This is a genomic window from Halorientalis marina (assembly GCF_023028345.1).
Lineage (GTDB): Archaea > Halobacteriota > Halobacteria > Halobacteriales > Haloarculaceae > Halorientalis > Halorientalis marina.
The window spans coordinates 612,599-628,821 of record NZ_CP095487.1; the positions used below are offsets into that span (position 1 = coordinate 612,599).

Here is a 16,223-nt window from a genome sequence, read left to right on the forward strand (position 1 = left end):
TCGGCCCCCGACACTATACGCTTTGGTCCGGGGTCGCACTCCGTCCCGGTCCGCTCTGAGACGGGATGGTCCCGTCGAACTCGAACTCGCTGGCCCAGTTTATCGACGGATGGTCGATGTCTGCCTCGAACCGGAGTTCCATCTTCTGCTCCGTCGCGTCGTCTACGTCGACCCAGTACAGTGCCCCCGTTTCCGGGTAGCGAACGGCGAACGCGTCGGCTGCTCCCTCGTACGTCTGTTCGTGATACACACCGTCTCTGGTCGTCTGTGAGTGTGTATTGAATCGGATCGTTTCGGGCTTGTTCTGCCAAGCGGTCTTGCACTGCACTCGGTGTAGCGTCCCGCCGTCGTCAACGACCAAATCGTACTTATCGTTGTCACCGAACGGGACCGAAACGCTGTATCCCGCTTCGACTAACGAACTCAGAACCGCGGCCTCCGTGCGGTCCCCGCGCATCTTGCTGTTCTCCGTCACGGCTGTCACTGCCTCGGACTCTCATATAATCTCTCGGCCCCGGCGAACCCCAGGTTGAGAACCGTTTGTGATCAGCGAACGCGGTCGCTCTGCTCTCCATCGGTGTCACGTTCGGAAAAGCGCCCGGAGCGGGATTTGAACCCGCGTCACAACCGTGACAGGGTTGTATGATGGGCCACTACACCATCCGGGCAATCGCATCCTCCTCTTTCTGGGTTCCAGTATTAAGACTTTCCAAACGAACCCGCGGCGTCACCGGTTCACACGGGATTAGTTGTCGTCCGTCCGCTCACCGTCTCTCGATTCACTGCTCCGAAACGGCACCCGTTCGGTAACGAGTGGTAACCCAAACCAATATGTGTGCAGTCCCCGTCTTGATTGGTAGGTTCGCCGACTCGACCCGACGCCGGGTCGAGTAGCGACTGCCGGCAGCGTTTGGTAACGTTTTAGTAGGCGCCCGCGCAAGGACGCTGTAGTATCTCGTGACAGCAACCTTCTCCAGCCAACTCGACCACAACACATGGTAGATGTAAGCGACCACGAACTCGTTCCGGAGCACAACATCCTCGACGAGGAAGACCTGGACGACGTGCTCGCGGAGTACGACATCGACCGTACAGACCTGCCGAAAATCAAGCGGACGGACTCGGCACTGCCCGATGGCGCCGAGGTGGGCGACGTCATCGAGATCGTCCGGAACTCGCGAACGACCGACCGAGCGGTCGTCTATCGGCTCGTGGTGGAATAATGAATACAGCAAACCGACGCACTATATCGCGTGAGTACTTTTCGAGGGAACGACTCGCAGAACACCACTTCCGTTCGTTCAACGCCTTTCTGGACCGGGGTATGCAGGAAGTGGTCGACGAGAAAGAGACCATCGAGACCGACATCGGCGACAAGGAAGGCGAGGAGCCGGTCTTCGTCGAACTGGGCGACGTGCGCGTCGTCACGCCGCGTGTCCGCGAGGCGGACGGCAGCGAGGAACTGCTCTACCCCCAGGAGGCCCGACTCCGGAACATCACCTACGCCGCGCCGGTGTTCATGGAGATGGCTATCATCAAGGGCGGCATCGAGGAGGAGGAACACGTCGTCGACCAGACCGAGACGAAGATCGGCCGGATGCCGATCATGGTCGGGTCGAACAAGTGTAACATCTCCGGGTTCACGGACAACGAACTGATCGACATCGGCGAGGACCCCGCCGACCCCGGTGGCTACTTCATCGTCAACGGCTCCGAGCGGGTCCTGATGACCAGCGAGGACCTCGCACCGAACAAGATCCTCGCCGAGTACGACACGAAGTACGGCGACGAGATTCAGGTCGCAAAGACCTTCTCCCAGCGCCGCGGGTACCGCGCGCTGGTGCTCTGTGAGCGGACCCGTGACGGCCTGCTCGAAGTCTCCTTCCCGAGCGTGTCGGGGAGCATCAACTTCGTGACGCTCGTGCGGGCGCTCGGTCTCGAATCCGACGAGGAGATCGTCCACCGGGTCAGCGACGACCCCGAGATCGTGAAGTTCATGCTCGAGAACCTGGAGGAGGCGGACGTCCAGACGACCGAGGAAGCCATCGAGACGCTCGGGAAACGCGTCGCCTCGGGCCAGGGCAAGAACTACCAGCTCAAACGCGCCAACTACGTCATCGACCGGTACCTCCTCCCGCACCTCCACGAGGACGGCGTCGACGAGGAGGAGGTCCGCATCAACAAGGCCTACTACCTCTGTCGGATGGCAGAGGCCTGCTTCGAGCTGGCACTGGACCGGCGCGAATCCGACGACAAGGACCACTACGCCAACAAGCGCCTGAAGGTCTCCGGCGACCTCATGAAGGACCTGTTCCGGACGGCGCTGAACAAGCTCGCCCGGGACGTGAAGTACCAGCTCGAACGGGCGAACATGCGCAACCGCCAGCTGTCGGTTTCGACGGTGGTTCGCTCGGACGTGCTGACCGAGCGGCTCGAACACCCCATCGCGACGGGGAACTGGGTGGGCGGCCGCTCGGGCGTGAGCCAGCTCGTCGACCGCACGGACTACATGGGTGTGCTCTCCCACCTGCGCCGCCTTCGCTCGCCGCTCTCTCGCAGTCAGCCACACTTCGAGGCACGGGATCTGCACGCGACCCAGTGGGGTCGCATCTGTCCCTCCGAGACGCCGGAGGGGCCCAACTGTGGGCTGGTGAAGAACTTCGCGCAGGCCATGGAGCTGTCACAGACCATCGAGGACGAACAGGGACTGAAACAGGAACTCGCGTCGATGGGTGTCGAGGGCATTCCGGGCATCGAATCCATCGAGCAGACACCAGCGGACGATTAACATGAGCAAGGGACGAGACGCGAAAGTATACGTCAACGGTAGTCTGGTCGGGACACACCCCGACCCGCACAAGCTCGCAGCGGACATCCGACAGGCACGCCGCCGCGGGGATGTCTCCGAGATGGTCAACGTCTCGGTGAAGGGACGCACGAACGAAGTCATCGTCAACGCCGACGCGGGGCGGGCACGCCGCCCGCTCATCGTCGTCGAGGACGGCGAACCCCTCGTCTCGGAGGAGGAGGTCGCGGCGCTGAAAGCCGGCGAACTCGACTTCGAGGACCTCGTCGAGCGCGGGTACGTCGAGTTCATCGACGCCGAGGAGGAAGAGGACATCTACGTCGCCGTCGAGGAGGGCGATCTCACCGCGGACCACACGCACCTCGAAGTGGACCCGCAGCTCATCTTCGGGATCGGCGCGGGGATGATTCCCTACCCCGAACACAACGCCTCGCCGCGGATTACGATGGGCTCGGGGATGATCAAGCAGTCGCTGGGGCTGCCCTCGGCCAACTACCGCATCCGGCCGGACACGCGCCAGCACTTGCTTCACTACCCGCAGCTGTCGATGGTCAAGACACAGACCACCGAGCAGATCGGGTACGACGACCGCCCGGCGGCACAGAACTTCGTCGTCGCGGTCATGAGCTACGAGGGGTTCAACATCGAGGACGCCCTCGTGCTCAACGGCGGCTCGGTCGACCGCGCGCTCGCCCGCTCTCACTTCTTCCGCACCTACGAGGGCGAGGAGCGCCGGTATCCGGGCGGCCAGGAGGACCGCTTCGAGATCCCCGACGACGACGTCCGGGGGGCAAGAGGGGAGGAGGCCTACACGCACCTCGACGAGGACGGCCTCGTCAACCCCGAGACGAAGGTCGGCGAGAACGACGTGCTGCTCGGGAAGACCTCGCCCCCACGGTTCCTCGAGGAACCGGACGACATGGGCGGGCTCTCCCCGCAGAAGCGCCGTGAGACGTCGGTCACGATGCGCTCGGGCGAGTCCGGCATCGTCGACACCGTCACGCTCATGGAGGGCGAGGACGGCTCGAAACTCTCGAAGGTCTCCGTGCGCGACGAGCGCATCCCCGAACTCGGGGACAAGTTCGCCTCGCGGCACGGACAGAAGGGCGTCGTCGGCCACATCGCCCCCCAGGAGGACATGCCCTTCACCGAGGAGGGCGTCGTGCCGGACCTCATCCTCAACCCCCACGCCCTCCCGTCGCGGATGACGGTGGGCCACGTGCTGGAGATGCTCGGCGGCAAGGTCGGGTCCCTGGAAGGCCGGCGCGTCGACGGGACCCCCTTCACCGGCGAGGACGAGGAAGAACTCCGCGGCGGCCTGGAGGAGAAGGGCTTCAAATCCAGCGGGAAGGAAGTCATGTACTCCGGGGTCACGGGCGAGAAAATCGAGGCGGAAATCTTCGTCGGGACCATCTTCTACCAGAAGCTCTACCACATGGTCTCGAACAAACTGCACGCCCGTTCGCGCGGGCCGGTGCAGGTGCTGACCCGCCAGCCGACCGAGGGGCGGGCCCGCGAGGGCGGCCTCCGAGTCGGCGAGATGGAACGGGACGTGCTCATCGGCCACGGGGCGGCGATGGCGCTCAAGGAACGGCTCCTGGACGAGTCCGACCGCGAGTGGATCAACGTCTGTGGTCAGTGTGGCATGACCGCCGTCGAGAACGTGGAGCAACGGCGCGTCTACTGCCCGAACTGTGACGAGGAGACGGACATCCACGAGATCGAGATGTCCTACGCGTTCAAGCTCCTGCTCGACGAGATGAAAGCGCTCGGGATCGCACCCCGGATCGAACTGGAGGACGCAGTGTAAATGAGTCAGCACGCACCAAAAGAGATCGGCCAGTTGACGTTCGGCCTGATGGACCCCGAGGAGTACCGCGACATGAGCGCCACGAAGGTCATCACGGCCGACACCTACGACGACGACGGGTTCCCCATCGACATGGGGCTGATGGACCCGCGCCTCGGCGTGATCGACCCCGGTCTCGAATGCAAGACCTGTGGGAAACACTCCGGGTCGTGTAACGGCCACTTCGGCCACATCGAACTCGCAGCCCCCGTCATCCACGTCGGCTTCGCGAAACTCATCCGGCGGCTCCTGCGCGGGACCTGCCGGGAGTGTTCGCGGCTCTGTCTCAACGACGAGGAACGCGAGGAGTTCACCAGCCGCCTGCGCCGCGCGCGGGAACTCGGGAACGACCTCAACGACGTGACCAAGGCGGCGATCCGGCAGGCACGCAAGAAGGACCACTGCCCGTTCTGTGGCGAACAGCAGTACGACATCAACCACGAGAAGCCGACCACGTACTACGAGGTCCAGCAGGTGCTGACCTCGGAGTACCCCGACCGGATCGCCGCGGCGATGGAGCCGGACCCGGACGACGAGGACGACCAGGGAATGTCCCCGGTCGAACTCGCCGACGAGACCGGCGTCGACCAGAGCCGCATCCAGGACATCCTCTCCGGCGAGTTCCGGCCCCGCGAGGAGGACCGCAAGGCCATCGAGAAGGCCCTGGACGTGGACCTCACCGAGGAGGACATGAACAAGCTGATGCCCTCCGACATCCGGGACTGGTTCGAGGCCATCCCCGACGGGGACCTCAACGTGCTCGGCATCAGCGCAGAGCGCTCCCGTCCCGAGTGGATGATTCTGACCGTCCTGCCGGTGCCGCCGGTCACTGCCCGCCCCTCGATCACGCTGGACAACGGCCAGCGGAGCGAGGACGACCTCACCCACAAACTGGTGGACATCATCCGCATCAACCAGCGGTTCATGGAGAACCGCGAGGCCGGTGCGCCCCAGCTCATCATCGAGGACCTCTGGGAACTGCTCCAGTACCACGTCACCACCTTCATGGACAACGAGATTTCAGGGACGCCGCCGGCCCGACACCGCTCCGGGCGGCCTCTGAAGACCCTCTCCCAGCGGCTGAAGGGCAAGGAGGGCCGCTTCCGTGGCTCGCTGTCCGGGAAGCGCGTGAACTTCTCGGCACGGACCGTCATCTCCCCGGACCCGACGCTCAGCCTGAACGAGGTCGGTGTGCCCGACCGGGTCGCCAAGGAGATGACCCAGACGATGAACGTCAACGAGCGGAACCTGGAGGAGGCACGTCGCTACGTCTCCAACGGCCCCGAGGCACATCCGGGCGCCAACTACGTCCAGCGACCGGACGGCCGTCGGCTGAAGGTGACGCCGAAAAACTGCGAGGAGCTGGCCGAGAAGGTCGACCCCGGCTGGGAGGTCTCGCGACACCTCATCGACGGCGACATCATCGTGTTCAACCGCCAGCCGTCGCTGCACCGGATGTCCATCATGGCCCACGAGGTCGTCGTGATGCCGTACAAGACGTTCCGGCTGAACACGACGGTCTGTCCGCCGTACAACGCGGACTTCGACGGCGACGAGATGAACATGCACGCCCTCCAGAACGAGGAGGCCCGGGCGGAGGCGCGCGTCCTGATGCGCGTCCAGGAGCAGATGCTCAGCCCGCGGTTCGGCGAGAACATCATCGGTGCCATCCAGGACCACATCTCGGGGCTGTACCTGCTGACACACACGGACCCACACTTCAACGAGACGCAGGCCCTGGACATGCTGCGGGCGACGCGCATCGACGAACTGCCCGAACCCGACGGGGTCAGCACGAGCGACGCGAGTGCGGGCTCGTCGGACGCGGCCGCGTCCGACGGGGAGGAGGACGGAAAGCCCTACTGGACGGGGCGGTCGCTGTTCTCCGAGCTGTTGCCCGACGACCTCACTCTGGAGTTCACGTCCTCGGCCGGCGACACGGTCGTCATCGAGGACGGGCAGATGGTCGATGGGACCATCGACGAGGACGCGGTCGGTGCCTTCGGCGGCGAGATCGTCGACACCATCTGCAAGGTGTACTCAAACACGCGCGCGCGCATCTTCGTGAACGAGGTGTCGACGCTCGCGATGCGGTCGATCATGCACTTCGGGTTCTCCATCGGTATCGACGACGAGTCGATCTCGCCGGAGGCCGAGGCCCAGATCGACGAGGCTATCGGGAACGCCTACGACCGCGTGCAGGAACTCATCCAGACCTACGAGCAGGGTGACCTCGAATCCCTGCCCGGCCGTACCGTCGACGAGACGCTGGAGATGAAGATCATGCAGACCCTCGGGAAGGCCCGCGACAGCGCGGGTGACATCGCCGAGGACCACTTCGACGACGACAACCCCGCGGTCGTGATGGCCGAGTCCGGGGCGCGTGGGTCGATGCTGAACCTGACCCAGATGGCCGGCGCCGTCGGCCAGCAGGCGGTCCGCGGCGAGCGGATCAACCGCGGCTACGAGGACCGCACCCTCAGCCACTACAAACCGAACGACCTCTCGGCGGAGGCCCACGGCTTCGTGGAACACTCCTACCGCGGCGGGCTCGAACCCAGGGAGTTCTTCTTCCACGCGATGGGCGGCCGCGAGGGGCTGGTCGACACCGCCGTTCGTACGTCCAAGTCCGGCTACCTCCAGCGCCGACTCATCAACGCCCTCTCCGAACTGGAGACGCAGTACGACGGCACCGTCCGGGACACGAGCGACACCATCGTCCAGTTCGAGTTCGGCGAGGACGGTACCAGTCCGGTGAAGGTCTCCTCGAACGAGGACAACGACATCGACGTCGACCGCATCGCCGACCGCGTGCTTGACGCGGAGTTCGCGGACGAGACGCAGAAACAGCAGTTCCTCGGCGAGGAACGCGAGCCGACCAACCTCTCGGAGCACGCCGACGAGTGGTGGATGGCCCAGAGTGACGACTAACATGAGCGAAATAGACTACGACCCCACGGAGAAGTTCGAGGGCATCGACGCGGACATCGAGGCCGTCGTCGAGGACACCGACCTGCCCCGACGGCTGCGCAATCAGGTGTACGAGACCATCGACGACCGCGGCGGCGTAGACGTCGAGGCGGCCGACGAGATCGCCAGGGCCGTCGAGGCGCGGTACAACGACACGCGTGTCGACCCGCTGGACCCGGTCGGGACCGTCTCGGCCCAGTCAATCGGGGAACCCGGCACCCAGATGACGATGAACACGTTCCACTACGCGGGCGTCGCGGAGATCGACGTGACTCAGGGCCTCCCGCGGCTCATCGAGTTGGTGGACGCCCGGAAGACGCCGGACACGCCGATGATGACGGTCCACCTGGAAGACGAGTACGCGGTCGACCGCGAGCGCGCCCACGAGGTCGTCTGGAAGATCGAGGCGACGAAGATCCTCGCGCTCGGGGACATCTCGACGGACGTGGCGGACATGCGCGTCGTCGTCGACCTCAATCCCGACACCCTCCGGGAGCGGTGGCCGACGGTCGACGACCTCGGCGCGGTCGTTGAGGAGATCTCCGAAACAATCGAGTCGAACCTCGGCGTCGAGGTCGTCCAGCTCGACGAGACGATCATCGAGTTCGGGCCGGACCAGCCCAGTTACCGGGAACTGCTTCAGCTGGTCGAGGACCTTCGCGAGATCGTCTTCAAGGGCATCGAGGACATCGACCGCGTCGTCATCCGCAAGGAGGAGACCGACGACAGCGAGGACGGCGAGTTCGTCCTCTACACCGAGGGGTCGGAACTCGGGAACGTCCTCTCCATCGAGGGCGTCGACGCCTCGCGGACGACCTGCAACAACATCCACGAGATCCACCGCAATCTCGGGATCGAGGCGGCCCGCGAGGCGATCATCGAGGAGACGATGAACACCCTCGAAGAGCAGGGGCTGGACGACGTGAACGTCCGGCACCTGATGCTGGTCGCGGACATCATGACCAACAACGGCGAGATCGAGTCCATCGGCCGCCACGGTATCTCCGGCTCGAAGGACTCGGTGCTGGCCCGGGCGGCCTTCGAGGTGACGGTCAACCACCTGCTCGATGCGGCGATCCACGGGGAGGTCGACGACCTCAACGGCGTGACCGAGAACGTCATCGTCGGGAAGCCGATCAAGCTCGGCACCGGCGACGTGAACCTGCGGATGGGGTCGGGCCCCGCGCGGGACGGTGAAGGGGCCGACTGACGCGGTATGACGGTCACGCTCTCGGATCGTGCGCGGCAGTACATCGCGTTGTTCGAGGACGAGGCTGGGGTCACGATCCGTGACTGCGTGGTCGACGGGGAGTACGACCGCGTGCTCTTCGTCGTCAAGGCCGGCGAGATGGCCGCGGCCATCGGTCCGAGCGGCCGAACGGTCGAGAAGATGGAGGCCGAACTCGGCACCGACATCGAACTGGTCGAGGACGCCGACACGGCCGAGGCGTTCGTCGCGAACGCGCTCGCGCCCGCGGCGGTCTACAACGTCACGATCAGCGAGAACGACGACCGGATCGCCTACGTCGAGGTCGACCACGACGACACGGGCGTCGCCATCGGCTCGAACGGGAAGAACATCGACGCGGCGCGGCTGCTCGCCAGCCGCCACTTCGACGTGGACGACGTGCAACTGACCTAGCACCTTTTTGCCGCTCGGGTTCGCGCGAAGCGCGAACCACTCGCGGCAAAAATGTGCGTGAAAAAGGCCGAGCGCTCGCTTCGCTCGCGCTCGGTGAACCGCGCCGCTTCGCGGCGCGGATGCCCGTGTTCGTGTGCCCGGCGTTCGGCTGAAACGGAATAATTGCCAGCGCTACGTTTCCTCTAGTATGGACAGGGAGAGGGAACTCGCCTTGGCTATCGGTGTCGTTCTCCTCGTCATCGTCGCCGGCACGGTTCCGGTGGCCTATCCCCAACAGAAGCGCCTCCCTGACCGTCCGGACACACTGTCGCCTTCGACCGCCCGGACGTATGTGAGCGACTTCGAGCGGAGTTACCAGTGGAATCAGGAAGTCGACGGCTGGTTCGATCCAGTGACCGTGAACGTCGTCCGGACGAACGTGACCCAGCACGACGACGGGTACTGGGTGCACCTCGAAATCGGGTTTGCCGAGCGAGCGATCCGGTCGACTGGTGGTGGGTTCTATACGGTCAATTACTTCGTCAATCGGACGACGACAATGCGGGCTGTCGCCGGCGGCCAGCACCGACCCGGACTGCACCCGCAGAAGGGAACCGCAGCCGCATAGCGCATCTATTTCGGACCGCTCGGCGCGACCGGTAGTGCTGTGTACGGCGGGTACTTTGCAGGAGGCTGTCGATTCGAAGAAACCGTGAGCGACGACCCGATCAGGCCGACGCGGAGTCCCGATGCCAGCCCGGGTCGTGGCCGGTCCGCTCGATGCGGTCGGCTCGACACGCCGGGCAGAAGTCGGGCGTCTCCGACTCGCCGTCGGGGACGTACACCGCACCGCCACACTCGACGCACGCATCCGCAACGATGGTCACACAGTCCGCACAGAGGCCGAAGTCGTCGACCGTGAGGTCGCGCAGCGGTTCCAGTCGTTTGTCGAGGATGTACTCGTCGATGACCGTCTGGCAGTTGTGACACGGTTGCATAGCGATGCACAGCCACCGAAGCGCCGCCGCGGTAAATACCTGCCCCCGCCGGCACCGACGGCGGCCGGCACCACGCCGCCGGCAGCGGGTCGTGGTACCGCGACTCTCGGAAGGGTTATCCCATGTTCGGTCCTATTACTGTTTGTAATGGCAAACGGTAAGGTTGATTTCTTCAACGACACAGGCGGCTACGGTTTCATCTCGACTGACGACGGCGACCTCGACGACGACGAGGACGTGTTCTTCCACATGGAGGACGTTGGCGGGCCGGACCTCGAAGAGGGCGAAGAAGTAGAGTTCGACATCGAATCGTCCCCCAAGGGACCCCGCGCGGCGAACCTCGTCCGCAAGTAACGCTCGCCGTCGCATCCGCGACAGGCGTCGATTTCGTTCTTTCAGACCGTCACACCGACGAGCCGCGGCTCTCCACGACCCGGCGACGGGGGCTGAGTCGGTGTCGGTGGGGACCACAACGTCCATGAGCGGGCCCCGAGAATGGGGGACAGATGTCGCCCTCCACTCCCTTCATCACCGCCGACGGACGGATCGACACCGACCGGGTCCTCGCCGAGGCGATCCCGCTCGCGAAACTCGTCGTCGCCGTCTTCGCGGTCGCACTCGTCCCGCTTCTGGTCGTGTTCATGCTGGGCGGCGGCGGTTCGCCGCTCGGGGTCGTGTTCGTGGTGCTCGCCCAGTTCGTGCTCGTCGTCGGCGGCGGGATCGTCCTGATGCACGTGATCGTTCGAGCGATTCGGCTGGCCGAGGAGTGAACGACCGACGTGTGCCGCCGACACGCGGCGGTTCCGAAAAGGGACGCTTAAGTACCTCGATAGGGTACGGACGGGTACTATGGCGAACGGCAAATACGCCGCGCGAAAACTCAAGAAGGACCGCCAGAACCGTCGGTGGTCCGACTCGAAGTACGCGCGCCGCGAGCGGGGGCTTCGTGAGAAGTCCGATCCCCTCGAGGGCGCCCCTCAGGGTCGAGGTATCGTGCTGGAGAAGACGGCCGTCGAGGCCAAACAGCCCAACTCCGCGGTCCGGAAGTGCGTCCGCGTCCAGCTCATCAAGAACGGCAAACAGGTGACTGCCTTCTGTCCGGGTGACGGTGCGATCTCCTTTATCGACGAACACGACGAGGTCACCATCGCCGGGATCGGTGGCGCGAAGGGTCGCGCGATGGGTGACCTCTCGGGCGTGAACTACAAGGTCGAGAAAGTCAACGGTGTCTCGCTGATCGAACTGGTTCGCGGGAACGCCGAGAAACCGGTGCGCTAATCATGTCGAGCGACGCACCCGAGCCGGACGCGCCTGCCGGCACCGAAGACGAGGACGGCGCCGCCGCGAAACTGTTCGACGAGTGGTCGGTCGAGGACATCGAGTACACCGACCCCTCCACCGAGCGCTACATTACGGTGACGCCCATCGCTCACACGATGGGTCGCCACTCCTCGAAACAGTTCAAGAAGTCGGAGATCAGTATCGTCGAGCGGCTGATCAACCGACTGATGCAGACCGAAGAGAACACCGGCAAGAAACAGCAGGCGACCCGGCTCACCCGCGAGGCCTTCGAGATCATCCACGAGCGGACCGACGAGAACCCGGTCCAGGTGCTCGTGCGCGCGGTCGAGAACAGCGCACCCCGCGAGGAGACGGTCCGCCTGAAGTACGGTGGCATCTCCGTCCCCAAGGCCGTCGACGTGGCACCACAGCGCCGTGTCGACCAGGCCCTGAAGTTCATCGCCGAGGGCGTCCACGGCGACTCCTTCAAATCGCCGACCGAGGCCGAGCAGGCGCTGGCCGACCAGCTCGTCGGCGCCGCCAACAACGACGTCCAGGCCTACGCCGTCAATCAGAAAGAGGAGAAAGAGCGCGTCGCCGCCGCCGCGCGGTAACCTTTCGCCCGTCGTTTTTCCCGTTCTTTACTCACACTGCGTCGGAGCGGTAGCACTGTCTCTCACAATCGTAGCGCCCTCGGGTGGTTTGACGGGCGTCGCTCCTCGCGACTTCACACCACGACACGACTGCCTGTAATAAATGCCCGTCTATGTCCGGGGAAACACTGAGGGACAAAACCGTGCTTGAACACGATGTCGTGGTACGACAGACGAGACGAGGGGGAACCTCCCGCTGTGGGTCTCCACAGCCACGCTGTGTCGGGCTTCTTGGGGAGAAGTCCGAGGCCGCGTGATTCCCGTGGTGTTGGGGGTCGGCACCCGCACGCGTGCCGGCTTTTCGGGGGGCGAACTGTGACGAGTTGTCGACCACGCGTGCAGACACGAGAGTGAGAATCCATGTACGACAAAAGCATCCTAGCAAAGAGCACCGGAGCGTCGCTCGGTGTGGTCGCCATCGTCGGTATGCTCTTCCTGAGCACCGGCACGGCGTTCGCACTTCCGATCTCCGGGATCGGTGGCTTCACGATTAGTGCGACAGAAATCGAAGGCGAGAACCTCAAGCTGTATCCGGCTGGTGCGCAAGACCGACCCAACGACGCGTCGAACGCGTCCCAGTATCCGCAGGGTGTCGTCGAGCTGACGGACACCACGATTACGGACCTGCGCCTCACCAAGGAGTTCGACCTCGGTGAATTCACCGGCTTCCCGGACTCCGCCGGGAACGCGCGGCTCGTGATTACCGCCGGGAACAACGGCACGAAAGTGAGCACCAACAACATTCTGCTCAAGACGCCCAAGCTGGGCGCCCAGTCGGCCACGTTCAACGGCCTGACGATCAACGAGCAGAACTCGAATAACATCCGTGAGACGTTCACGATTACGGCCTCCACGGACCCGAGCGCGGCACCGAACGAGTACGGTGCGACGCGCCAGAGCCTCGATCTGAATGCGAATTCCGGTCCGGGCCTGATCCTCGAGCAGCCGAACATTCGCGCGACCTACCTGACGACGAGTCAGATCACGCTGCCCGACCTCGCGCTGGAAATCCAGTGGGACACCAACGACAACGGTCAGTACACTGACCGGGTCGACTACGGTAGCGCCTCGTCGTAACGTCTGACGACTACCAACTAACCAATTTTTTCGTACGACAACAGGATACAACGATACCATGTCCGTGAAATCAACCCTTTGGCACGTGGTTCCGGAGCCGATCCGGCGACGCATCGACGACCGACTGGCGAGGTTCAACTCGTGGCGGGAGGGCCGCCCCTTCTGGGGAGGGACGCTGCTCATCCTCGCCGGGATCGTGATCGGGTACGTTCCCCTGCAGTTCGCGACCGAACTCGCGGTCATCGGCGGGGCCCAGTCCGTCATCGGGCTCATCTTCGCCGTCCTCGTCTTCCTCGACGGGGTGTTCGTGCTCGCGCGACCGGAGGTGTCCACCATCTTCGGCGTCATCGGGATCGCGCTCTCGATCCTCTCGATCATCGGCGCGCTCGGCGGGCTGTTCGTCGGCATGCTGCTCGGCATCGCCGGCGGGAACCTCTGCATCGCCTGGCAGGATCCCGACCCGAACCGGAGTTCCTCCGGCAGCACGAGCAGTATGGGCGGGTCGAGCAACGAGGACGTGCAGTTCAGCTGGCAGGGCGACCAGTAATCGTCAGCACGTCTCGCCGGGCATCGGCGCGACACCCGACGCGGTTTCCGGCCGGACAGCCCATTTTTTCGCGTTTTTTTGCAGTGGGAAAAAGTTAAGTTGGAGAGCCGGATTGTGTGTAACAGACAGCCACGCTTTCGTCGGGGGACAGGGGGTGGCTGCGGCTATCACACATGTACGACCGCCAACGAGTAGCACGGGGGGCAGGCGCAGCTATCGCCGTCTGGGCTCTCATCGGGCTCGTCTTTTTATCGTCCGGTGTCGCCTACGCAGTACCGCTCGCCGGTTTCGGGGGGTTCAACGCCTCTATCGGCGTCGTCGAAGCCGACAGCCTCGCGTTGTATCCGTCGGTCGGTGACACGTCCGAGCAGGACGCGTACCCGCAGACGGTCATCGAACTGTCGAACACGCAGTTGACGGACCTCGAGGCGTACAAGGACCTGGACGTGAGCACGGTCCCGGGGCTCTCCGGGACGGCTCGGTTCCGGCTGGCGGGCCGTGGCGACATCGACAGTGGGGACGTGCTGTTGAAATCGTCGGCACTGACGGCGGACGATGCACAGTTCGACGGGTTCGTGATCGAGGACTCGGGTAACGAGAGCGTCGACTCGTCGTTCGAAATCTTCGCGAACGACCGAGCGCGACTGGAGAGCGTCAACATCAAGGCGCACTACCTGACGGCGAGTTCGGTGGAACTGTCGAACCTCGCGCTCGGCGTGTGTTACGACTCGAACAACGACGGGACCTGGGAGCGCGGCCCGTGTGACGGCGAGCCCTCGTTCGTCGAGAACAACGACGCGCCGTTCGCGGACGCGAACGCGAGCCCACAGACCGCCGAGCCCGGTTCGCAGGTCACGTTCGACGCCTCGTCGTCGACCGACGTCGACGGCTCGATCGTGAGCTACGAGTGGGCCTTCGGCGACGGCACGACCGCGACGGGTCAGAGCGTCAGTCACGCCTACGACAGCACCGGTACCTACACTGCCACGCTGACCGTCACTGACAACGAAGGCGCCGTGAGTTCGGACGTGGTGACCATCCAGGTGACGTCGACGTCCGGCGAACTGACGGCCGACGCCTCGGCGAACCAGACGACGGCCAATCCGGGCGAGCTGGTCGTGTTCGACGGCGTCGGCTCGTCGGCGCCGGATGGCTTCGTCGAGAGCTACGAGTGGGACTTCGGCGACGGCACGACCGCCACGGGCGAGATGGCCGAACACAGTTACGGCTCGGTGGGGACGTACACGGCGACGTTGACGGTGATCAGTGACTCCGGCGAGACGGCGACCGACACCGTCGAGGTCTCTATTGAGGCCAACGACGCGCCGGCCACCTCGATTTCGGCCAACCGCACGTCGACGAAGGTCGACGAGGCGGTGGCGTTCGACGGGTCGGGGTCGTCGGATTCGGACGGGACGATCACGAGCTACGAGTGGGCCTTCGGCGACGGCACGACCGCGACCGGGCCGGACGCGACCCACCGGTACGCCAGCGCGGGCGAGTACACGGTGACGCTGACGACCCAGGACAACGACGGCGCGACCAGTTCCGACACCGTGACGGTGTCTGTCGCCGAGAACCAGCCGCCGAGCGCCTCGGCGACGGCGAACCGGACGTCGGCGAAGGTCGACGAGGCGGTGGCGTTCGACGGGTCGGGGTCGTCGGATTCGGACGGGACGATCACGAGCTACGAGTGGGTCTTCGACGACGGGACGACCGCGACCGGTCCGACAGCCACGCACCGCTACGGCTCGGCGGGCACGTACAACGCGACGCTGACGGTGACCGACGATAACGGTGCGACCAGCACCGCCGAGGTGACCGTCGAGGTAACGACGAACGTGGCCCCGACGGTGTCGATCTCCGCGAACCGGACGACGGCCAAGGAAAGCGACCCCATCGCGTTCGACGGGTCGGGGTCGTCGGATTCGGACGGGACGATCACGAGCTACGAGTGGGACTTCGGCGACGGCACGACCGCGACCGGGCCGACAGCCACGCACAACTTCAGCGGCGTCGGGTTCCACACGGTGTTCCTGACGGTGACCGACGACGACGGTGCCTCGACGACCGAGACCATCGATATCGAGATCGTCGACAACTACGCGCCGACGGCCGCGGTTACTGCCAACCGAACGGCGGTCAACACGAGCGAAGCCATCGCGTTCGACGCAACGGGCTCGTCGGACCAGGACGATGCCTCGCTCTCCTACCAGTGGGACTTCGGCGACAACTCGACCGCCACGGGGCCAACGCCGACTCACAGCTACGGGTCGACGGGCACGTACACCGTGACGGTGACCGTCAGCGACGACGGTGGCAAAAGCGACACCGCCACCGTCGAGATCACCGTCTCGTAGGCCTCCATTCCATTCTCCGAAATCAGCACGAAATAAAAAACGGCATCTCAGCCGCTCTCCC

Annotated in this window: 16 protein-coding genes and 1 tRNA gene; 14 read left to right on the forward strand and 3 right to left on the reverse strand. The window is 64.6% G+C overall.

Annotated features, from left to right (window positions below):
* Window positions 1-13: 13 nt before the first annotated feature.
* Both MUG96_RS03305 and MUG96_RS03310 read right to left on the reverse strand, forming a co-directional pair.
* The gene (locus MUG96_RS03305; protein ID WP_373222101.1) at window positions 14-457 is read right to left on the reverse strand and encodes a group I intron-associated PD-(D/E)XK endonuclease; all 444 of its coding nucleotides are present in this window, start codon (window positions 455-457) and stop codon (window positions 14-16) included.
* Between the two features lie 138 nt (window positions 458-595).
* Window positions 596-668, reverse strand: a tRNA-Asp gene (locus MUG96_RS03310).
* Window positions 669-995: 327 nt separating this feature from the next.
* On the opposite strand from MUG96_RS03310, the gene MUG96_RS03315 reads away from it, so the two are divergent.
* The 7 genes from MUG96_RS03315 to MUG96_RS03345 all read left to right on the forward strand — a co-directional run bounded on the left by MUG96_RS03315 (window position 996) and on the right by MUG96_RS03345 (window position 9,874).
* Complete coding sequence (locus MUG96_RS03315) at window positions 996-1,223, forward strand: DNA-directed RNA polymerase subunit H (protein WP_246986465.1); 228 nt, start codon at window positions 996-998, stop codon at window positions 1,221-1,223.
* Window positions 1,223-2,788, forward strand: coding sequence for a DNA-directed RNA polymerase subunit B'' (locus tag MUG96_RS03320; protein WP_246986467.1), 1,566 nt, complete (start codon window positions 1,223-1,225; stop codon window positions 2,786-2,788). The genes MUG96_RS03315 and MUG96_RS03320 overlap by 1 nt, the downstream gene beginning before the upstream one ends.
* 1 nt (window position 2,789) lies before the next feature.
* Entirely contained in the window at window positions 2,790-4,616 is a 1,827-nt protein-coding gene (gene rpoB / locus MUG96_RS03325; protein WP_246986469.1) for a DNA-directed RNA polymerase subunit B, read from the forward strand.
* On the forward strand, window positions 4,617-7,586 hold the full coding sequence (locus MUG96_RS03330) for a DNA-directed RNA polymerase subunit A' (RefSeq protein WP_246986471.1): 2,970 nt from the start codon (window positions 4,617-4,619) through the stop codon (window positions 7,584-7,586).
* Between the two features lies 1 nt (window position 7,587).
* A complete protein-coding gene (rpoA2, locus tag MUG96_RS03335; protein WP_246986474.1) occupies window positions 7,588-8,835 on the forward strand; it encodes a DNA-directed RNA polymerase subunit A'' in 1,248 nt (415 codons plus the stop codon).
* Between the two features lie 6 nt (window positions 8,836-8,841).
* Entirely contained in the window at window positions 8,842-9,267 is a 426-nt protein-coding gene (locus MUG96_RS03340; protein WP_246986476.1) for a NusA-like transcription termination signal-binding factor, read from the forward strand.
* A 187-nt stretch (window positions 9,268-9,454) separates the two neighbouring features.
* Window positions 9,455-9,874, forward strand: a complete 420-nt coding sequence (locus MUG96_RS03345) for a hypothetical protein (protein WP_246986478.1) — start codon at window positions 9,455-9,457, stop codon at window positions 9,872-9,874.
* 100 nt (window positions 9,875-9,974) lie between these two features.
* Here the strand turns inward: MUG96_RS03345 and MUG96_RS03350 are convergent, their stop codons facing one another.
* Window positions 9,975-10,244, reverse strand: coding sequence for a DUF7571 family protein (locus MUG96_RS03350; RefSeq protein ID WP_246986480.1), 270 nt, complete (start codon window positions 10,242-10,244; stop codon window positions 9,975-9,977).
* 147 nt (window positions 10,245-10,391) lie between these two features.
* Here MUG96_RS03350 and MUG96_RS03355 point away from each other — a divergent pair, with 147 nt between their 5' ends.
* The 7 genes from MUG96_RS03355 (at window position 10,392) to MUG96_RS03385 (ending at window position 16,162) form a co-directional block, all read left to right on the forward strand.
* Window positions 10,392-10,598 (forward strand): cold-shock protein, encoded by a 207-nt coding sequence (locus MUG96_RS03355; RefSeq protein WP_246986482.1) that lies wholly within the window; start codon window positions 10,392-10,394, stop codon window positions 10,596-10,598.
* A gap of 152 nt (window positions 10,599-10,750) precedes the next feature.
* On the forward strand, window positions 10,751-11,014 hold the full coding sequence (locus MUG96_RS03360; protein ID WP_246986484.1) for a hypothetical protein: 264 nt from the start codon (window positions 10,751-10,753) through the stop codon (window positions 11,012-11,014).
* A 79-nt stretch (window positions 11,015-11,093) separates the two neighbouring features.
* Window positions 11,094-11,522 (forward strand): 30S ribosomal protein S12, encoded by a 429-nt coding sequence (locus MUG96_RS03365; protein WP_246986486.1) that lies wholly within the window; start codon window positions 11,094-11,096, stop codon window positions 11,520-11,522.
* Between the two features lie 2 nt (window positions 11,523-11,524).
* On the forward strand, window positions 11,525-12,139 hold the full coding sequence (locus tag MUG96_RS03370; protein ID WP_373222085.1) for a 30S ribosomal protein S7: 615 nt from the start codon (window positions 11,525-11,527) through the stop codon (window positions 12,137-12,139).
* A 399-nt stretch (window positions 12,140-12,538) separates the two neighbouring features.
* Window positions 12,539-13,255 (forward strand): DUF6230 family protein, encoded by a 717-nt coding sequence (locus MUG96_RS03375; protein ID WP_246986488.1) that lies wholly within the window; start codon window positions 12,539-12,541, stop codon window positions 13,253-13,255.
* A 58-nt stretch (window positions 13,256-13,313) separates the two neighbouring features.
* Window positions 13,314-13,802: a DUF6114 domain-containing protein gene (locus MUG96_RS03380; RefSeq protein WP_246986490.1), complete on the forward strand. Its 489-nt coding sequence runs from the start codon at window positions 13,314-13,316 to the stop codon at window positions 13,800-13,802.
* 173 nt (window positions 13,803-13,975) lie between these two features.
* The gene (locus MUG96_RS03385) at window positions 13,976-16,162 is read left to right on the forward strand and encodes a PKD domain-containing protein (RefSeq protein ID WP_246986492.1); all 2,187 of its coding nucleotides are present in this window, start codon (window positions 13,976-13,978) and stop codon (window positions 16,160-16,162) included.
* The last annotated feature ends 61 nt before the right edge of the window (window positions 16,163-16,223 follow it).

Bases quoted from the DNA above. Each gene is read 5' to 3' on its own strand.
- MUG96_RS03305 (WP_373222101.1), bottom strand. From the start codon at position 457: ATGCGCGGGGACCGCACGGAGGCCGCGGTTCTGAGTTCGTTAGTCGAA.
- MUG96_RS03345 (WP_246986478.1), top strand. From the start codon at position 9,455: ATGGACAGGGAGAGGGAACTCGCCTTGGCTATCGGTGTCGTTCTCCTC.
- rpoA2 (WP_246986474.1), top strand. From the start codon at position 7,588: ATGAGCGAAATAGACTACGACCCCACGGAGAAGTTCGAGGGCATCGAC.
- MUG96_RS03370 (WP_373222085.1), top strand. From the start codon at position 11,525: ATGTCGAGCGACGCACCCGAGCCGGACGCGCCTGCCGGCACCGAAGAC.
- MUG96_RS03355 (WP_246986482.1), top strand. From the start codon at position 10,392: ATGGCAAACGGTAAGGTTGATTTCTTCAACGACACAGGCGGCTACGGT.
- MUG96_RS03360 (WP_246986484.1), top strand. From the start codon at position 10,751: ATGTCGCCCTCCACTCCCTTCATCACCGCCGACGGACGGATCGACACC.
- MUG96_RS03320 (WP_246986467.1), top strand. From the start codon at position 1,223: ATGAATACAGCAAACCGACGCACTATATCGCGTGAGTACTTTTCGAGG.
- MUG96_RS03385 (WP_246986492.1), top strand. From the start codon at position 13,976: ATGTACGACCGCCAACGAGTAGCACGGGGGGCAGGCGCAGCTATCGCC.
- MUG96_RS03380 (WP_246986490.1), top strand. From the start codon at position 13,314: ATGTCCGTGAAATCAACCCTTTGGCACGTGGTTCCGGAGCCGATCCGG.
- MUG96_RS03375 (WP_246986488.1), top strand. From the start codon at position 12,539: ATGTACGACAAAAGCATCCTAGCAAAGAGCACCGGAGCGTCGCTCGGT.
- MUG96_RS03340 (WP_246986476.1), top strand. From the start codon at position 8,842: ATGACGGTCACGCTCTCGGATCGTGCGCGGCAGTACATCGCGTTGTTC.
- rpoB (WP_246986469.1), top strand. From the start codon at position 2,790: ATGAGCAAGGGACGAGACGCGAAAGTATACGTCAACGGTAGTCTGGTC.
- MUG96_RS03315 (WP_246986465.1), top strand. From the start codon at position 996: ATGGTAGATGTAAGCGACCACGAACTCGTTCCGGAGCACAACATCCTC.
- MUG96_RS03365 (WP_246986486.1), top strand. From the start codon at position 11,094: ATGGCGAACGGCAAATACGCCGCGCGAAAACTCAAGAAGGACCGCCAG.
- MUG96_RS03330 (WP_246986471.1), top strand. From the start codon at position 4,617: ATGAGTCAGCACGCACCAAAAGAGATCGGCCAGTTGACGTTCGGCCTG.
- MUG96_RS03350 (WP_246986480.1), bottom strand. From the start codon at position 10,244: ATGCAACCGTGTCACAACTGCCAGACGGTCATCGACGAGTACATCCTC.